Raw genomic sequence first — 17,249 nt, 5'->3', positions numbered from 1 at the left:
CACCTCCCAGCCCTGCCGGGGAGCCTGGGGTGGGAGGTGGGCTGCCTGTGGGGTCATCCTCTTTCCGGGGAGTCCTCAGCTGTCAGCCTGGGTTGTCCGGGGCGTGGGAAGTGGGCATCGGCGTCGTCCAGCACCAGCACCCAGTCGGGCCCCCCTCCTGGTGGGGAGAAGGCCACGTGGGGGCCCTTGGGCATGACGCCTATGTGCTGGGCGGTGCCCCTGCGGGGGTCATACCACCAGGCGCTCACCCTCTCCCCTTGCAGGGGGCTCAGATCGATGTCCACGGTCCTGCCGGAGGGGATGTACACCATGAGGTAGGAGCCGTGGGCATCGCGGGTGGCCCTGACATGGTGGGTGCCCTCGCCCACCTCCGAGAGGATGACGGACTGGTCCGGGATGCGTGAGAGGTAGGGTCTGGACAGCATGAGCCAGCGGGCATGTTGCACCTGGGAGGCTCCCGGCAGGTGGAGGGCCTCGTACCAGGAGCGTCTGGTCGCCAGCATGGGGTTTCTTCCCGGCAGCCACATCTGCCACACGGGGTTGCAGCCGTAGGTGTGGCCGTGAGCTCCTGCAAACAGCGCCCAGTAGAGGGACTTGCGCACATCGTAGTCGTCCAGGTAGCCCTCCTCCAGCTTGAACTGGGAGGCCATGTCCTCGTAGCCTGGCTCGGCATCCATGCAGGGTCTGGTGGGGGAGAGGGCGTAGTCGCGCTCGATCCAGCGCCAGTTGCCGATGTTGCGGATGTGGCCGCTCTGGCACATGTGCAGGTCGAGCCACTCTTCCTCGTGCAGGTAGTCGGAGGAGGAGTGCTGTCCCCAGGTGTGGAAGCCCATCAGGTGGTTGCCCCCATCGCCCTCCCGCAGCCCCTGCGCCATGGCGCGCAGGATCAGCCTGTGAGTCTCCGACTCCACGGGGCGATCGCCTCCCAGGATCCAGATGATGGGGGCGTCCTTGTAGCGCTGTCCGAGCCACTTGCCATAATTGCGCGCGTTCTCTGGGGTAAAGATCTCCGGGCCTACCCCCCACTTCCTGTTCCACTTATCTCCCCAGGTGGGCAACATGCCTATATGGATGCCCAGCGAGGCGGCCAGGTCTACTATCGCGTCCACGTGCTTGAAGTAGGCCTCGTTAGGGCGTGAGGGATCGTGATCGATCAGGGGCAGGTCGCCGTTGGGGTTGGGGACGGTGAGTCCATCCAGCTCGGCGAGGACCACTGCCTGGATGACGGTGAAGCCCTTGGCCGCTCGGTCCCGTAGGTACATCTCGGCCTCATGCAGTGTGCAGCGGTGGAAGAGTTCCCAGGCGGTATCTCCCAGGTAGAAGAAGGGTGTGCTGTCTGGGTGCACCAGGAACCTGTGGTTGTGACTTACTCTGATCAACAGCTTGACCTCCCAAGGTGTTTATTGTCTGCCGAGCAGCTCTGCGTAGCAACTGAGCTGCTGCTCGAGGGGACGATCGTACCTGATGGTCACCACTGCGTAGCCCAGGTCCCGCAGCTGGGCCCTTACTTGGGCGTCCTTGTGGGCCTGCTGGGGCTCGTCATGATGTGGCCCATCAACGAACACGCATATCCCAGGTATCCCCTCGCGGTCGTAGTAGAAGTCCGCCTGGACGTAGACGTCGCCGGGAGGCCTGTACTGCGCGTGGTTGGGCAGCCTGAAGCCATGTTCGTACAGGTAGGTAAGGAACTCCTCCTCCAGCTCGGAGTCCGCTACCTGCAGCAGCTGCCTGTACTGCTCTTCCCGGGACACGGCGCCCACGGGCTCGACCGTGCTGCCCGCGAGCGCCAGGAGGGTCTGGCGCACCTCCCTACGGTCCAGCAGGTGGTGATACTGCTGGTTGCCGTAGCTCAGCAGGCAGTCGTAGCACGCCAGGGCACAGCGCTCGACCCACTCCGGCTTCTCATCTCCCGTATCTGGGTCGTAGTGGCATATCTCCAGCGCCAGCCTGGCAACCGCTTGCAGATCCTCCTGCGAGCTCAGCAGGCGCTCCCACACACATGCTCCAACGTCGGAGGGGTCGTACAGCAGGATCTTGGAGTGCTCCTGCTGCCCAATGAAGCTCAGCCCTAGCTCGTCCTCCTCCAGCTCGTAGTGGATCTGTATGGCTCGGTGAAGGACCGTGCCCAGCGTGTACATCCAGACCTCGTTCGCGTCCTCCTGTGCCGAGGGAGCCACCAGGAGGATGTCGCTGGTGCTGCGCACATACGGGTGCACGCCGGTGATCAAGTTGCCCCTCTGCTTGCTCTGGTGACCGTTGTCGTCGGGTGGCTGCCACTCACCGGAGAGGCTATCTATCCTGAAGCCCTGCTCCCTTCTCCGCGGGGTGGATCCCATATTGACTCTGTAGATCTCGCCCTGCGGGATGTGCTGTAGCTCCAGGAGGGTATTGCCGTCCCTGTCCTTCACGATGAACCTCTGCGGTCGTTTGCCCTCGGCGACCTGGTAGTAGGTCTCCATGTGGAAGTTTCGCCTGACCCTGTACTCCTCTGAGGAGCTTATGCGGCCCTCGGGCACCGTGCGCACGGCGGGCTGCTCCATGAAGCGATCGATGAGCTGCGAGCTGGTGCCGTCCAGGAGGTTGTCGCATTGCTGGCACACCTGCCTGGTTTCCACCTCCGTGTCGTACAGGTAGCCACAGGCCTTGCAGACCAGGGCCCTGCTGATGTACCTCTCTATGCCTCCTGCAGGTACAAAGCAGTATCTCACCCTGTGCTTCTTCCCCTCATGGTAGATGAAGGTGAGCGGTCCAAACTCGGTGATCCCCAGGCTCTTGCGCCTCTCTATGACCTGGACCTTGTCCTCGGTGCGTACGATGGCCCGCAGCGGCAGGTTGGGGAAGCTGTAGGATGGGATGAAGCCCTCGGAGGCCAGGTATCTGTAGGGGTAGAACTCGGACATGCCTTCCTCTTCGGTCTCCCCGAGCAGTAGGTCGATCTCGCGAGCGGCCTCGGTCTGCTGCCTGGTCAGCTTATCCCTCTCCTCCTTGCTGAGCCTTGGGACGCTTTGTTTGGTGAGAGCCTCCTGCAGCTGTCTCTGGGCCGCGCCGTACAGCTCCCTCCAGCGGTCGAAAGCCCTGTCGAACGCCTGGGGGGAGTTGATCACGATGTTCCGTATCCAGTCCTCTCCGAACCACTCCGGAGGTGCATCCGGAGTGCGCTCCACCACGTCCTTGGCTGTGCGCACTATCTCCTCCAGGAGGTTCCTCGTGAGACGCTCTATGTCCGCCCACAGCTGCGCTTGGATGGGATAACCCTCCTGCTCTATACTGAGCACGTCGCCTATGCTCCTGCCCAAGCCCACCTGTATCGTGCTCAGCCATATGGAATGGATGTGCGCCTCGATAAGCTTCTGGTTCGAGAGGTCGATCCTCGGGGGCAGCACCGCGCCGTGGATCATCCTGTCCTTCCTACGGAAGAAGAAGGCATCGTGCGGATTGCCCTCGCTGCTGAACGTGAGGATGAGGGCTGGCTTGCCGCCCCGACCGGCGCGTCCGCTGCGCTGGGCGTAGTTGGCGGGGGTGGGGGGCACGTTGCGCATGTGCACCGCCGACAGGTCCGCTATATCTATACCCAGCTCCATGGTGGGCGAGCAGTACAGGATGGGCAGCTCTCCCTTCCGGAACTGGTCCTCCCTCTGGCGCCTCCGCTCCAGATCCACCTGGCCGGTATGTTCGCCGGCACGGATGTTCTTCATGTGCCTGGCGCGCTGCCTGTACATGTAGGTGAAGTAGTCGGAGGAGCGCTCCTTGAGGTGCTCCGTGCGCACCTTGTGCACGGATTTCTGGTTGATGGGATTGGGTGCCGGTGGGGTGCCATCGCCGGGCTCCCACACGAGCTGGTCTAGGTTGAGCATGATGCCCCAGGGCTCACCCCCTGACTTGAGGACGTAAAACAGGCTGCCGTCCAGCCGGAGGCACAGCTGTTTGATTATCTCATCGAGCTCCCCGATCCCCAGGTGATTGCCCAGCGTGCTGCGGAGGTACCTGCCCACCTTAGAGCGCGCGCCCAGGCCTATGGTTGTCCTGCCGTCTTCCTCGAACCTGGGTACCTGGGCCCCTGGCAGCAGGGCAGTCCTGGATGTAAGGTAAATATCCTCGGGGGTCAGCGCCCAGTTGTCCTTGAGGTACTCCGCGGTGCGGCGGCAGAGATTGCTGCGCAGCCATTCACGTTGGAGGTGTTCGGAGCGGATGACCAACCTCTGGCGCAGGTAATCCAGGACGTGGCGCAGCACCTCCTGCCGGCGCTCGGGTGTCGCTTCCTCGAAGAAGGGTAGACCCTTCCAAGTTGGTTCATCCAAGCTGAGGGCCTCGAGGTCTCTGTAGGTGACCTTAGCTAGCCCGCACTGCTCCAGGTTGGGCAGGGACAAGCGCCAACCTGATCGCAGGTCGGTGAGCGCCAGGTACTGCAGCAGGTCGGTCATCGCCTCGCGAGCCCTGTAGTAGGGAACCGTCGTTTGGGTCTCGCTCCTCATGAACTCCTCCGGCTGGAGGTCCAGGGCCTCGAAGATCTGCTTACCAAGCTCCCAAGCCTCCAGACGCCCATGCTGCTCCAGCGCCCTCAGCAAGGCCCCGCGCACTGTGACCAGCTGGGCGAAGTCGTTGAGGTGACCTGCCTGCAGCGAAGCATCCTGACGGACGTCTGTGAAGCTGAGGATCTTGCGAGCCTCTGGAGCCTCTCCCAGGTCGGCCATGTCGAGCACGGCGTCGCTCGTGAGGATGGTGGTGGCTGTGGACCTCCCCACCTGGCTCAGGGTGGACAGCTTCGCGAAGTCGCCCTCCCTGGGGTCGAACGTGGTCATGCAGCGCAGGCACAGGACGAATGGTCTGGGCACGTACCAGCAGGCTATAGCATCATCGATCCTTTCCCACTCGTGGGCCATGCCGCTGGGGTGCACCCATATCTCCCGAGGCCGGTATTTTTTGTAGCTGGGTTTGAGCCGTACCCCGCGGGTCTCTTCCTCGAGCCACTCATCGGGCAGATCCTCCTCACGCCCGTTCCACAGCTCTGCATCCGCTATGGCGACATAACCTTCCTCGCTGTCCTCTTCCTCCTCGCTGGTGATCGGCAGCAGCCTCGGCGAGCGCTGCCTGAGCTCGAGCTCACCATCGGCGCTCGAGGACAGCTTGGTGACCATGTAGTACTCCTGGCCGCACTCCCGGCAGAAGACCATGGGGAACAGGGCCACCTGCGGGTCCCTCGGGGATCTTTGCTGGCCATCGAAAGTGAGGTGCTGCAGCCTGGTGCTGGGAGGCATTATAGGGCCGTAGAGCGTCTTGCCGGATGATATGAACTGGTGTAGGCGAAACGCGAGCACGGGGTCGCCCGACGGGGTCTGCGCGCTGCTGCCGGCGTCCAGCAGCGCCTTGAGCTGCCTGTTGCACTGATCTTCGGGCAGCCCCGAGCTCCTGCTCAGCTCCTGTAGGCCATCCTGATAGCTCCTGGGCTCGCGCCGTACGAGCCAGCCGTCCTCTTCCTCCCTGATGCCGAAGGCGTGCTCCACCCAGGCGGTGAGGGGATGGGCGCGCACGGCGCTCTCTTCCGCCGAGGGGGTGGGGGACAGCACCGCATCTGCCAGCTCCTGCTGGGTGCGAGGTACCGAAGAGAGGGCTATGCGCTGCAGCCTCTCTTCTATCACCGCGTCCTGCCCTAGTTCGACGCCGAAGATGCGGGCCCCTGTCCTGGCTATCTGTTCCCTGCGCTCGGCGCGGCTGCCGCTGGTGGTCAGCGTGGCGGAGGTGCCTATGAACGTGATGTCCCTCGCGCTCTTGGACCTCAGCCGTCGCAGCAGCATAGCCACGTCCGCCCCCTGTCTACCGCGGTAGTAGTGGAGCTCATCCACCACTATAAACCGCAATCGAGATGTGGCTTGCTTGAGCATGGGCCTCTCCTGCGGCCGCAGCAGCATGTACTCCAGCATCACGTAGTTGGTCAGCAGGATGTGGGGCGGGTCGTTGATGATGTTGTTGCGGTCCTCATCGCTCTCCTGCCCCGTATACCTGGCGAAGGTCACGGGGCATCCTTGCCAACGCTCCTGGAAGCGCCTGAGAGCCTCCAGCTGGCTGTTCACCAGGGCGTTTATGGGATAGACGATCACGGCTCTCACCGAGCGCTCCTGGGGATCGTGCCTGAAGATGTGGTCCACTATGGGCACGAGGTAGGTCATGGACTTCCCGGAGCCCGTGCCGGTGCTCACCACGTAGGACTCCCCCCTGGCTGCTTTGTGGACCGCTGCCTCCTGATGGTGATACAGCCTGAGTTGGGGACCAAAGAATCGTGCCGTCTCCCAGGTGATGACCCCCTGCTGGGCCAGCTCCTCCAGGGTGTGGGCAGGCTCGTACGAGGGATTGAGCTGCAGGACCGCATCGGGCCACACCAGTCCCTTGTCGAGCTCCTGCTGGACGAACTGCTCGATCCCCGCGTCGTGGATCTTGATCAGGCTTCTGTAGTAGCGCTGGTAGTCATCGACTATCTGGTCCCTTAGCGCAAAGATGTCCATGCACCTTCCCCCAAGCTTAGAGCAGATGATTACTCATTATAAGACCTCTATTGGGATCAAAGAAGTACGTTGGGGAAGGAACTACTTCAATGTCAGCAGGGCATCGATATCCACCCTGTTCCCCTTAGAGCGTATATCATGTGTTCCAAGTACCCTGATCTCGATCGAATGGCTGCCTAGTTCGTCCCAGCTCCATGCGTAGACTATAGAAGGGCCACGCAGCTGGCTTGAGTAGAGGTTCACAACTGCTACTCTTACTCCGTCCAGGTACACAGCCGCCTTCCCCCTGTTTGGCCCCTTAGTTGCTATCCAGGCAACATCCGTACCCCAAAAGCGCATCACCATAGCAGCACCTCTAGTGCTCGCATATCTCGAGGTGCTGCCCTTGCTCCAGGTTCGGATATATCTGATGTTGGCACTGCCATCCTCTATCCTTCGTGCCATAAACGTAGTGCCGTAGGCATAAGCTCCTGCGTTGCCTGCGTGATCTATAGCCCGTACTCTAAACCTGTAGTGCTTTCCGCTGGACCCGGTAAATGGTAGGCTCCGGCCACTGGTTGTGTCCACGCTCTGCCACTTACCGTCGTTGACGCTCACCTGCACGATGTATCTATCGACCCCGCTTGCGGGTGCAGGGTCGGTAGCCTCTCTCCATCCAACCTTGAACGGCACGCCACTGGCAGCTGGCGTGTTGCGCACAAATCCCACCCACGGACGATAGGTATAGGGAGGCATGCTGTCTAGGAGTATACTGTCCTTGGTTGTAAGGACATTACCCGCACGATCCCGATACTGGACGTAGACAGTCCTAGTCCCCTGCCCCTTGATAAGTGTCCACTTAATGCTCATTGATCCTGAGAACTGCCTCCACTTGGACCATGTGCGTGCGTTGTTGGAGAAGCGTACTCTGTATGCTCCAGATCCTGGGGAGGGATCTCGGGCAGTAGCTGATAAGAGGACATACCTGCTCTTGGTGTACTTATCTCCCGAGTTGATATGGATAGCGCCGATGGGCGCCTTTGTGTCCAGGAATATCTGATCACTGTAAATGTTGGACCAATTGCCTAGTTTGTCCATCCATTGCACGTACACTGTACGCTTACCATTGATATTGGACCCTCCATAAGCTGTATTGGTCAATGACCATTGCATGTTGGGAGAGTACCCAGAGGTTTTGGCATAGGCAAGCAAGCCGTTCTTGGAGTCTGGGATATTAGAGACCCTGACAAGCGCCACTCCTGCTGGGTCAGTGGCGGCCAGGGCGATGGATACGGTTGTAAATTTGGTGTAACCTCGTCCGTCGGCTATAACTACTCGCCCTATGGGAGCAGTTCTGTCTGGAGGGGCAGGAATGTGAGCGCTGTCGAGCACTTGTGCTTTCTCGCTATCGGACATGTATCTGGCACTTTCCTCGCCGGGGGTACGATTGTAGCTTGCCAGCGTGGCCAGAGGTGCCTTCCATGCGAACCTGGGTCCTAGACCTTCCCGGGTGGGGTACCAGTAGAGGTTGTGGTAGCCACGGTTGTTGTTGGCTGGGTTGAATAGGTCGCCATCGAAGGAATCGCTCCATCCCGAGGCTGTGGGATTGTTCTTGTTGGAGTCTGATATGATCCAGTTGTCGTGGATGTATATGTCGAACATATGGTTCCAGTTGGGATCGTGCCATGCGGAGCCTCGACGATCCTGCCGCTTTACCCATATACCAGCCCTGTTCCACGCCACGGTATTGTGGTATACCTCCACCCGCTTGCTGTTATGTACCAATATGCCTGCTCCCCATCCCCACCCTATGTGGCTCCAGCCATTGCTCCACACCACGTTGTCGTAGATCTTGGCCGAGGAACTCAGCTCATACCATATACCTTGCCACTTATTATCGTGCACGCGATTGCCGACTATAGTCACGTTCTGGCAGTCCAGATCACACCATATACCAGGGGAGTTGTTGGAGTACACGTTGTTGTTACGGATGACTGAGTTCAACAGGATCACCGTCTTCATCCCAGCAGCGACCTGTTGAGGATGGAACATCTCGGTGTTATTGTCGTGGATGCGGTTACCCTCTATTGTCGAGTTAGAGATCTGTCTGGCTCCCAGTCCCATCTTGCCACAGAAGGCGATCTCGTTGTTCACCACCCTGTGGCCCGAGCCCCTATATAGCATGACGGCTGCATTGTGGGCATACAGCAGCTTATTGTTCTCTAGGGTCCACCAAGAGTGTGAGTTGTTGGCTATTGCCCCCAGACCATCGTTTGAGGCAGAGTGGCGCATTACGAACCCACGGATGGTGACATGATCGGCCTTACCCACGACCCACTGTGTGCGTGTGGTTACCTCTATCGTGTGTCCTACTGGATCATCCGCTATGAATATCTTGCCACCGCTGACCTTGAACTGCCCCTTCTGAGGAGTCTGCGTTGGTGCTACTTGAAGGAGAGGCTTGCCGTCATAGAATACCTGGTGTGGCCAGGCGCATCTTTGGTAGCCGGGACTGCACCAGCCTTCCTGTGGAAAATCTGGGGCCCCACCGTGTACCCATAGTGAGCCTACCCTCTGCCATCCAGTCCAGACATCGCTACCCCTGATCTCGGCCCCAGGCTCTGCCTCTAGAGTTAAAGGTTTATCGATCACCACAGTCTCCCGGTAGATGCACGGGGGTACGTGTACTACAGCTCCTGGCGCGGCACGATCTATCAGCTCTTGTAGGGGCTGGCTGCAGTCCGCAGCATGCGTTACCTGGTGGTTGCTGAGGAGCGCTAAGAGCACGATCGCAGCTAAAAGTAATCCCCCAGCTAACACATAGGGCAAACGACCATGACAATAGCGGTACAAGAGTATCTGTTCTCCTATCAGGGCAATAATAAATGTCTGTCTATTGGCATAGACGATACTATTATCTACAGTAGCGTCCAAGATGTCAAGCTGTTGCGATGGTTTTCGGGCTAAATAGACAGAGACTTGATTCCCACCATCAGCATGTACCTTATTAGGGTTTAGTATGCACAGCATGACATAGCATTGTGCTCAAGAGTGAAGTTCACGGGATGTAATTTACGGGTTGCCATGGCCCTGCAAAGACACTGAGATTTGTGGATTGAGTACTCCTTATGGGATAATCAATGTAATCCTCTTGTTGAGATGTTTGGAGGCGTGCGGTGGGTATGACCGAGGTGATGAGCGGCCGGCGGGGGCACCTGCGGGAGGTCGCCCGCCTGTTCTTCAAGCTGGGGTGCATCGCGTTCGGGGGGCCTGCGGCCCACATAGCGATGATGCGGGACGAGGTGGTGGTGCGGCGAAGGTGGCTGACCGATCAAGAGTTCTTGGACCTGCTGGGGGCCACCAACCTCATACCTGGCCCCAACTCCACGGAGATGGCGATCCACCTGGGGTACAGGCGAGCCGGCTGGCCGGGGCTGATAGTAGGGGGAGCGGCCTTCATACTCCCGGCGATGCTGATGGTGCTGGCGATAGCCTGGGCCTACGTGCGCTGGGGCAGCACCCCGCAAGCAACATGGTTGCTGTACGGCATCAAGCCGGTGATCATCGCTGTGGTGCTGCAGGCGCTGTGGGGGCTCGCACGTACAGCAATCAGGAGCCCTCTGCTGGCAGTGTTGGGCGCCGCGGTGGTAGCGCTGTACATGCTGGGGGGCAACGAGATAGCCCTCATGTTTGGCGCGGGCTTGCTCGTGATGGTGATCGAGAACTCCCGGCGGCTGTGGAGCATGCGCGGGGCGACGCTCGGGGTGATACCTCTCGTCTGGCTGCCAACGGTTGCCTCCCAGGCAACGGCCTTCAGCTTGGCGGGATTGTTCCTCACCTTCCTCAAGATAGGTGCTGTGCTCTACGGCAGCGGCTACGTGCTGCTGGCTTTCCTGCGTAACGACTTCGTGGAGCGCCTGGGTTGGCTCACCAACGCTCAGCTGCTGGATGCCGTGGCCGTGGGACAGGTAACTCCAGGCCCGGTGTTCACCACCGCCACCTTCATCGGCTACGTGCTGGGAGGAGTGCCTGGGGCGTTGTTGGCCACCGTGGGCATATTCCTACCGGGGTTCGTGTTCGTGGCCCTGACCAACCCGGTCATTCCCAAGCTGCGCAGCTCTCCTTGGATGCAGGGGCTGCTCGATGGGGTGAACGTAGCTGCCGTGGGCTTGATGGCGGCCGTTGCCTGGGAGCTTGGGAGGTCCGCCGTGATCGACCCCTTGACTGCCTTGCTGGCGCTGGTGGCCGCGCTGCTGCTGATCCGCTGGCGGGTGAACTCCGCGTGGCTGGTGTTGGGTGGTGGCTTGGTGGGGCTGGCCACCCACTTGCTGGGTGTGTCCTAGCTTGTCCCCCGTAGCCGCTGCACCTATGCGCTATATCCTGCCGGCATCGACGTCCAGGATGAACGCTATCAGCCCGTAGCAGTAGGTCTCCTGATCGTCGTACATCGCCATGTGGCTGCCGTTAGGGCAGTGCAGGTACCGTGCGCGGGGGATTTGGTCGGCCATCCACCTCATGTGCTTGGGATCCATCGTGTCGTGCTCGGCGCCTATGACGAGCGTGGGCACCTCTATCCTCCCCAGATCCGCCGTGCGGTCCCACCTCTCGAGCTTGCCGCTAGCCCCCAGCTCGCTCGGGCCCTGCATAGGCACGTATATCTTGGGGTTGATGTGCGCGAACGCCCGGTTGACAGGGTCGGGCCAATCCTCCAGGGGCATGCGGAGGATGTGGTACACGTAGTGATGCTGCATCAACAGCTCCATGTACCGCGGGTTCTCGTAGTCTCCCTCCGACTCGTAACGTTGGATCTCTGCCAGCGCCTCCTGATCCATCGCCGGCATGAGCACGTTGTGGGCGTAATCGTTGTACGCAGGGATGGAGGCCATCATGTTGGAGATGATGAGCCCTTTGATGTGTTGCTGGTAGCGGAGGGCGTACTCCATAGCGAGGATGCCTCCCCAGGAGTGCCCCAAAAGGTAGAAGTTGTCCCTGTCCAGCCCGAGGGCCCTCCTCACCTGCTCCACCTCCTCCACGAAGCGAGGGATCTCCCACAGATCGGGGTCGTCCGGCTGGTCGCTGTAGAAAGATCCCAGTTGATCGTAGTAGTAGTACTCGATGCCGGCGGCGGGCAGGTAGGAGTCGAAAGCCTCGAAGTACTCGTGCGTAGCTCCTGGCCCCCCGTGGAGCAGGAGCAGGCGCATCGAGGGGGAGTTGCCGACCCGCTTGGTCCAGACCTTGAAGCTGCCCTTGGGGGTGTCTATGGGAATCAACCTGACGCCCCCGGAGAGGACGTCGTCCCTGCCTCTGTAGTCCAGGTATGGGGTTATGGGCTGGATATCTGCCATCTGCCTAGGTCTCCTTACCGATGAAGATTGTAGGTCATGATATCATGGAATCGTGGGAGTTGTAAGCTGTGAAGGGGGTTGCGTATGGCGATAGGTGAGGAGAGAGTCCGAGTGCTTGGATGGGAGGGTTGCCTCAACGTCAGGGATCTGGGAGGTTACGCCAGCCGCTATGGCGGGGAGACCCGTTGGGGAGCCGTGATCAGGGCGGACAACCTCGCTCGCCTGACGGAGGCGGGCAGGAGGGACCTGCTAGCACACGGGGTGCGCACGGTGATAGATCTGCGCATGCCCGAGGAGGTCAGGCTACACCCCAACCCGTTCGCCAAGGAAGGCGAGCACGGGGTGAGGTACCACAACATATCCTTCCTGGATCCCGCGGTGCCCAAGGAGGACTTCACCACGTTAGCCAACGACTACAAGTGGATGCTGGACACCTTCAGCGCCTCGGTCGCCGAGGTGATGAGGGTGATCGCCTCTGCGCCCGAAGGGGCCGTGCTGTTCCACTGCATGGGCGGTAAGGACCGCACAGGCCTGATCTCCGCGCTCCTGCTGGAGGTGGCGGGCGTGGACCGAGAGACGATAGCCGCCGACTACGCACTCACGCAGGAGTGCCTCAGGCCGGAGTGGGAGGCGTGGCTGGAGAGCGAGCCCGACAAGCGGGAGGAGCGGGAGCGCGAGCTGGCCAAGTACATGCCCACCAAGGAGGTCATGCTCGAGGTCCTGGAGTATCTGGACGAGCGCTACGGCGGGCCGATAGAGTACCTGCGGCGTGCGGGCGTCTCCGAAGAGGAGCTCGAGCGCATCCGCGCCAGGCTCGTGCCGATCGAGGATTGAGTTCTTTCATTTATGGCTATTCTTTACCTGATCCGCCACGGCCATACAGAGCCCTCTGGCCCTGATGCCGCTACCTGGGGTCTATCGGCGAGAGGGCGGGATCAGGCTGGGCGGCTCGCCCTTGCTCCGTTCTGGGAGTCGGTAGGCTGCGTCTGGTCCAGCCCGGAGGAGAAGGCGCTGTGGACGGTGCAGCCAGCGGTCGAGCGCTACGGACTCAAGCTCCACACAGACCCGCGGCTTGCAGAGGTCCGGCGTGGCTCTGAGTGGATCGAGGACTACGAAGGTGCCGTGCGGGAGTACCTTTCAGGAAATGGTCCGGAGCGGTGGGAGCCCGTGGAGGCTGCCAGAGAGAGGGTGCTTGAGTGTATCCAGGAGATCGAGTGCTCGGGGCAGCGCGTGGCCGTGGTCTCCCACGGGCTGCTCCTGACGCTGTATCTTGCGGCCCTGGACGGGACAGACCCTTTCGAGCTGTGGCGCGGGATAGGCTTCGGGAGAGTAGCTGTCGTCGAGGACGGCCGCCTCATCACCCACTTCTCCGACCCGCTCGAGGTGAGTTAACCATGACTATACCGTAACTGCTTCTACATTTAGGGAACGTAACAACTAAGTGCCAAATCCTGGCAACAGTAGCCTTTACTCCTGTCACCACGCAGATAGATTTTGCTGGCAGGCCCAAGTAAGCCCGTAGGGTTTTCTCTCCTATATGCCAAGTTGTTGCTGGGTTTTGGGTGGTCTATGCCTTGCGTCCTGGGTGCGTGCTCCAAGGCATAGCGATTTATGACTGGTTTTTGCCTTGTAGGCAGAGACACTTTCCAGAAACGGTGGGGACGGAGAACTAAGGCTTTGCATAAAACATAATAGATAGGCGAGCAGGCTATGTTCGAGCTTGTCTGTGGTGCTTGTCCAGGTAAGGATTGGGGTTTCCTCTACTGGGTTGTCACTTAATGTCACAAAATACCAGCCTGCTGATGGCGTGGATGCGGCTCGTAGATGTAAGACACAAGGATTTTGGGTATTGACAATCCCGTAGGGGTAGATATAATTCTCCACGTAAATTGTTTGTTGCATAACCAAACAAATAGCGTTTTCCTCACTAACTTATTAATAGTGATTAACTTATTCACATAAGGGAGGTGGTGACTAGGGGCTGTCGTGGCTCGGCTTTGTACCCGGTAGCTTTGAGATAGATACGATCAGCAAACAGGAGGTAGATATAGATGCAGGAGGATAATAGAAATCCCAAGCTAACTAGACGGGAGCTGCTACGTAGAGCTTCCGTGGCGGCGGTCGTAGCGGGGCCCCTGGCCAGCGTGCTGGCTGCATGTGGGCAGTCCGCTGGCTCCACCCCCACGGCTGCCGTGGGTGGAGCCTCACCCTCACCATCGCCCTCCCAGGCGGCGGCATCAGCTAGCCCGTCACCTACGCAAGCGGCGGCATCAGCCAGCCCCTCGCCTTCACCATCCAAGCCAGCTGCCTCGCCGACGCCTGCTGAGATCACTACAGGTAGTGGCTCAGTGCAGATCGACTGGTGGCATATCACGACCTCTGGCGAGGGCAAGGATAACTGGACCAAGCAGGCGCAGCTGTTTACCAAGCAGCATCCCAACGTCTCCATCAAGATCACGATCCTCGAGAACCAGGCCTTCAAGAACAAGTTGGCCACCGTGATGCAGTCCGGCAGCCCGCCAGACGTCTTCCAGAGCTGGGGTGGTGGAGTGCTGGGCGAGTATGCTCGCGCTGGCCTCGTCAAGGACATCACCGCCGATCTCCAGCAAAATGGCTGGGGCGACTCCTTCCTGCAGGGGCCGCTGGACCTGTACAAGATCGATGGCAAGTACTACGGCGTCCCCTGGCAGGCTGGCATGGTGGGCTTCTGGTACAACAAGGAGCTGTTCGACAAGGCGGGTATCAAGCAGCTGCCCACCACCTGGGACGAGCTCCTGGACGTGGTCAAGCAGCTGAAGGCTGCGGGCATTACGCCGATAGCTTTGGGCGAGAAGGATAGCTGGACTGGTGCCTTCTGGTGGGAGTACCTGGCACTGCGCGTGGGTGGTAAGGAAGCGTTCGAGAAGGCATATAACCGCCAGGGGTCGTTTGCCGATGAGCCGTTCGTTGAGGCGGGCAAGTTGCTCAAGCAGCTGGTCGACCTCAAGCCGTTCCAGACGGGCTTCCTGGGTGCTAGCTACAGCGACCATCAGGCGTTGATGGCCAACGAAAAGGCCGCAATGGAGCTGATGGGGCAGTGGGCTTTGATAGTCGACTCAGGGCTGGCGAAGAAGCCGGAGGAGTTCGAGAAGAAGCTGGATTGGTTCCCGTTCCCGGAGGTCAAGGGAGGCGCTGGCAAACCCACCGATGCGCTGGGAGGGGCCGATGGCTTCGCTATTGGCAAGGATGCTCCTCCGGAGACGATCGATTTCGTTCGTTTCCTGACCAGGCCTGAGCTGCAGAAGCAGATGGGTGCTACCGGTCTGGCCTCGCTTCCCACGGTCAAAGCGGCGGCATCGTCTGTCAAGCAGCCGGCTCTGAGGAAGATCCAGCAGGCCCTGAGCAAGGCTACCTACTACCAGCTGTACTACGATCAGTTCCTGCCGCCAGCTACCGGAGCGGCGGTTAACGATAACACGCAGCGGTTGTTCGCTGGCACAGCCTCTCCGGAGGACGTGGCCAAGGCCATAGAGCAGGTCGCTGCCACGGAGCTGGGTTAGATCTTAAGATAGGCGCCCGGGAACTCCCGGGCGCCCTTTTGGGAGGAGATTACATGAGCTCAGGAGCTACCAAGTCCGCTGTGGCCTACGGTGTGCGTGCTAGGAGTATTCGGTGGAGCAAGCTGTTAGTAGTGCTGGGTTTTCTGGTGCCACCGGCCGTTATATACATCTGGCTGGTTCTTTTGCCCATGGCCCAGGCGGTGTTCTATAGCCTGTACAGGTGGAACGGCCTGGGCCCTTTGCAACACTTCGTGGGGCTGGGCAACTATGAGCTTATCCTGCGGGACAGGGTATTCATATCTGCCTTGGGGCATAACCTGATCATAGTCGCGCTATCGATATGTATCCAGCTGCCCTTGGCGCTGGCGCTGGCGCTGCTGCTCCGGGGTGGGGTGCCAGGTAGGGCAGCCTTCCGAATGATATTCTTCCTGCCTTACGTCCTCTCGGAGGTCGTCACCGGCGTGATATGGTCCTTCATCTATAACCCTCAGAACGGGTTGATGAACGCCCTGCTAGGGGCGGTGATCCCGGGCTTCAAGCCCATAGGATGGTTAGGAGATCCAGGTATCGTCCTCTACGCCCTGTTCGTGGTGATCACCTGGAAGTACTTTGGTCTGCACTTCATCCTGTACACGGCCGGACTGCAGGACATACCCTCGGAGCTGGAGGAGGCAGCTGAGATCGATGGCGCCAGCACCTGGCGGAAGCTGCGCTATGTCACCATCCCGCTGCTGGGTAGGACGATCCGCCTGAGCGTTTTCCTCTCGGTGCTGGGCTCGCTGCAGATATTCGACCTTATATGGGTGATGACGACAGGCGGTCCCGTCAACGCCAGCGAGACGATGGCCACTTATCTATATAAGTTTGGCTTCCAGAGATTTGCCATAGGTTACGGCTCGGCTGTGGCCGTGGTGCTGTTCGTGATCTGTCTGGCGTTCGCGATCTTCTATCAGCGCCAGATAATGAGCAGGGATTACTCCTAAGGAGGTGTGTGGTGGCAAGTGTTAGCTATTCCCCGCCTGCTTCCAGGCAGGCGCTCAAGTTCATCAGGTTCGGGCTCTGCTTGTTCGTTGCATTACTGGTGCTGGTCCCGCTGGTGACCGCGGCACTAGGGGGTCTCAAGACGAACGCTGAGTTGTTCGCCAACCCGTTCGGGCTACCGTCCACTCCCCAATGGTCCAACTACCGTTCGGTGCTTTCCGAGCCCACCTTCTGGCAGGAGCTGCGCAATAGCACGATCGTCATGCTGCTGACGGCCATCGGTGTGCTGGTGCTGTCCAGCATGCCAGCTTTCGTCTTCTCGCGTCTCCAGTTTCCAGGCAGGGAGCTGCTGTTTGGGTTCTTCACCTTGGGCTTGCTCTTCCCTATAGCCGTGGCGATCCTGCCTCTCTACATCACCCTTCGTCAGTTTCACTTGATAGACACCCTGTGGGCGGTGGTGTTGCCCCAGGTAGCGTTCGGGTTGCCCAGCAACATAGTCATCCTGCGAGGGTTTTTTGCCGCTGTACCCAAGGAGCTCGAGGAGGCGGCCTTTATCGACGGTGTGGGGTATGTAGGCTTCTTCTTGCGCATCCTCCTCCCGCTGGTGCGGCCGGCCCTGGCTGCAGTGTTCGTGCTGACGTTGGTTGCTAGCTGGAACAACTTCTTCCTGCCTCTGCTCGTGCTCAACAGCCAGCAGAACTACACCCTGCCGCTGGGGATCATGCAGTTCCAGGGCCAGCACAGCACAGATTGGGCGATGGTGCTGGCTTTCGTGACTCTGTCGCTAGTGCCTACGATCATCTTCTACCTATTCGCCGAGCGGCACATAGTCTCTGGGCTGACAGCTGGGGCTGTCAAGGGATGATGACTTGCGGTAGGCAGGCATTATAATTGTCCTAAGCTGCTCG

General features: G+C 60.0%; 10 protein-coding genes. 6 read left to right on the top strand and 4 right to left on the bottom strand.

Annotated elements, in window-relative coordinates; all coding sequences use genetic code 11:
• Positions 1-53 precede the first annotated feature (53 nt).
• The 3 genes from TTER_RS13405 to TTER_RS13395 form a co-directional block, all read right to left on the bottom strand.
• Entirely contained in the window at positions 54-1,379 is a 1,326-nt protein-coding gene (locus tag TTER_RS13405) for a glycoside hydrolase family 140 protein (protein WP_012876585.1), read from the bottom strand.
• A 21-nt stretch (positions 1,380-1,400) separates the two neighbouring features.
• Positions 1,401-6,497: a DEAD/DEAH box helicase gene (locus TTER_RS13400; RefSeq protein WP_012876584.1), complete on the bottom strand. Its 5,097-nt coding sequence runs from the start codon at positions 6,495-6,497 to the stop codon at positions 1,401-1,403.
• Positions 6,498-6,578: 81 nt separating this feature from the next.
• A complete protein-coding gene (locus TTER_RS13395) occupies positions 6,579-9,506 on the bottom strand; it encodes a right-handed parallel beta-helix repeat-containing protein (protein WP_012876583.1) in 2,928 nt (975 codons plus the stop codon).
• Positions 9,507-9,658: 152 nt separating this feature from the next.
• Here TTER_RS13395 and chrA point away from each other — a divergent pair, with 152 nt between their 5' ends.
• Positions 9,659-10,819 carry a chromate efflux transporter gene (gene chrA, locus TTER_RS13390; protein ID WP_012876582.1) on the top strand — a complete coding sequence of 387 codons (1,161 nt, stop codon included), beginning with the start codon at positions 9,659-9,661 and terminating at the stop codon, positions 10,817-10,819.
• Between the two features lie 30 nt (positions 10,820-10,849).
• Here the strand turns inward: chrA and TTER_RS13385 are convergent, their stop codons facing one another.
• The gene (locus TTER_RS13385; protein ID WP_012876581.1) at positions 10,850-11,821 is read right to left on the bottom strand and encodes a proline iminopeptidase-family hydrolase; all 972 of its coding nucleotides are present in this window, start codon (positions 11,819-11,821) and stop codon (positions 10,850-10,852) included.
• A gap of 84 nt (positions 11,822-11,905) precedes the next feature.
• Here TTER_RS13385 and TTER_RS13380 point away from each other — a divergent pair, with 84 nt between their 5' ends.
• The 5 genes from TTER_RS13380 (at position 11,906) to TTER_RS13360 (ending at position 17,206) form a co-directional block, all read left to right on the top strand.
• Positions 11,906-12,655 (top strand): tyrosine-protein phosphatase, encoded by a 750-nt coding sequence (locus TTER_RS13380; protein WP_012876580.1) that lies wholly within the window; start codon positions 11,906-11,908, stop codon positions 12,653-12,655.
• A 12-nt stretch (positions 12,656-12,667) separates the two neighbouring features.
• Positions 12,668-13,213, top strand: a complete 546-nt coding sequence (locus tag TTER_RS15130; protein ID WP_012876579.1) for a histidine phosphatase family protein — start codon at positions 12,668-12,670, stop codon at positions 13,211-13,213.
• A 659-nt stretch (positions 13,214-13,872) separates the two neighbouring features.
• Positions 13,873-15,360, top strand: a complete 1,488-nt coding sequence (locus TTER_RS13370) for an extracellular solute-binding protein (protein WP_012876578.1) — start codon at positions 13,873-13,875, stop codon at positions 15,358-15,360.
• Positions 15,361-15,413: 53 nt separating this feature from the next.
• Positions 15,414-16,343, top strand: a complete 930-nt coding sequence (locus TTER_RS13365; protein ID WP_012876577.1) for a carbohydrate ABC transporter permease — start codon at positions 15,414-15,416, stop codon at positions 16,341-16,343.
• Between the two features lie 11 nt (positions 16,344-16,354).
• Positions 16,355-17,206 carry a carbohydrate ABC transporter permease gene (locus TTER_RS13360; protein ID WP_012876576.1) on the top strand — a complete coding sequence of 284 codons (852 nt, stop codon included), beginning with the start codon at positions 16,355-16,357 and terminating at the stop codon, positions 17,204-17,206.
• Positions 17,207-17,249 lie beyond the last annotated feature (43 nt).

It is taken from the genome of Thermobaculum terrenum ATCC BAA-798, assembly GCF_000025005.1.
GTDB classification, from domain to species: domain Bacteria; phylum Chloroflexota; class Chloroflexia; order Thermobaculales; family Thermobaculaceae; genus Thermobaculum; species Thermobaculum terrenum.
Note: the sequence above shows the minus strand (reverse complement) of the source record. Positions and strands in the feature narration are given on the sequence as shown.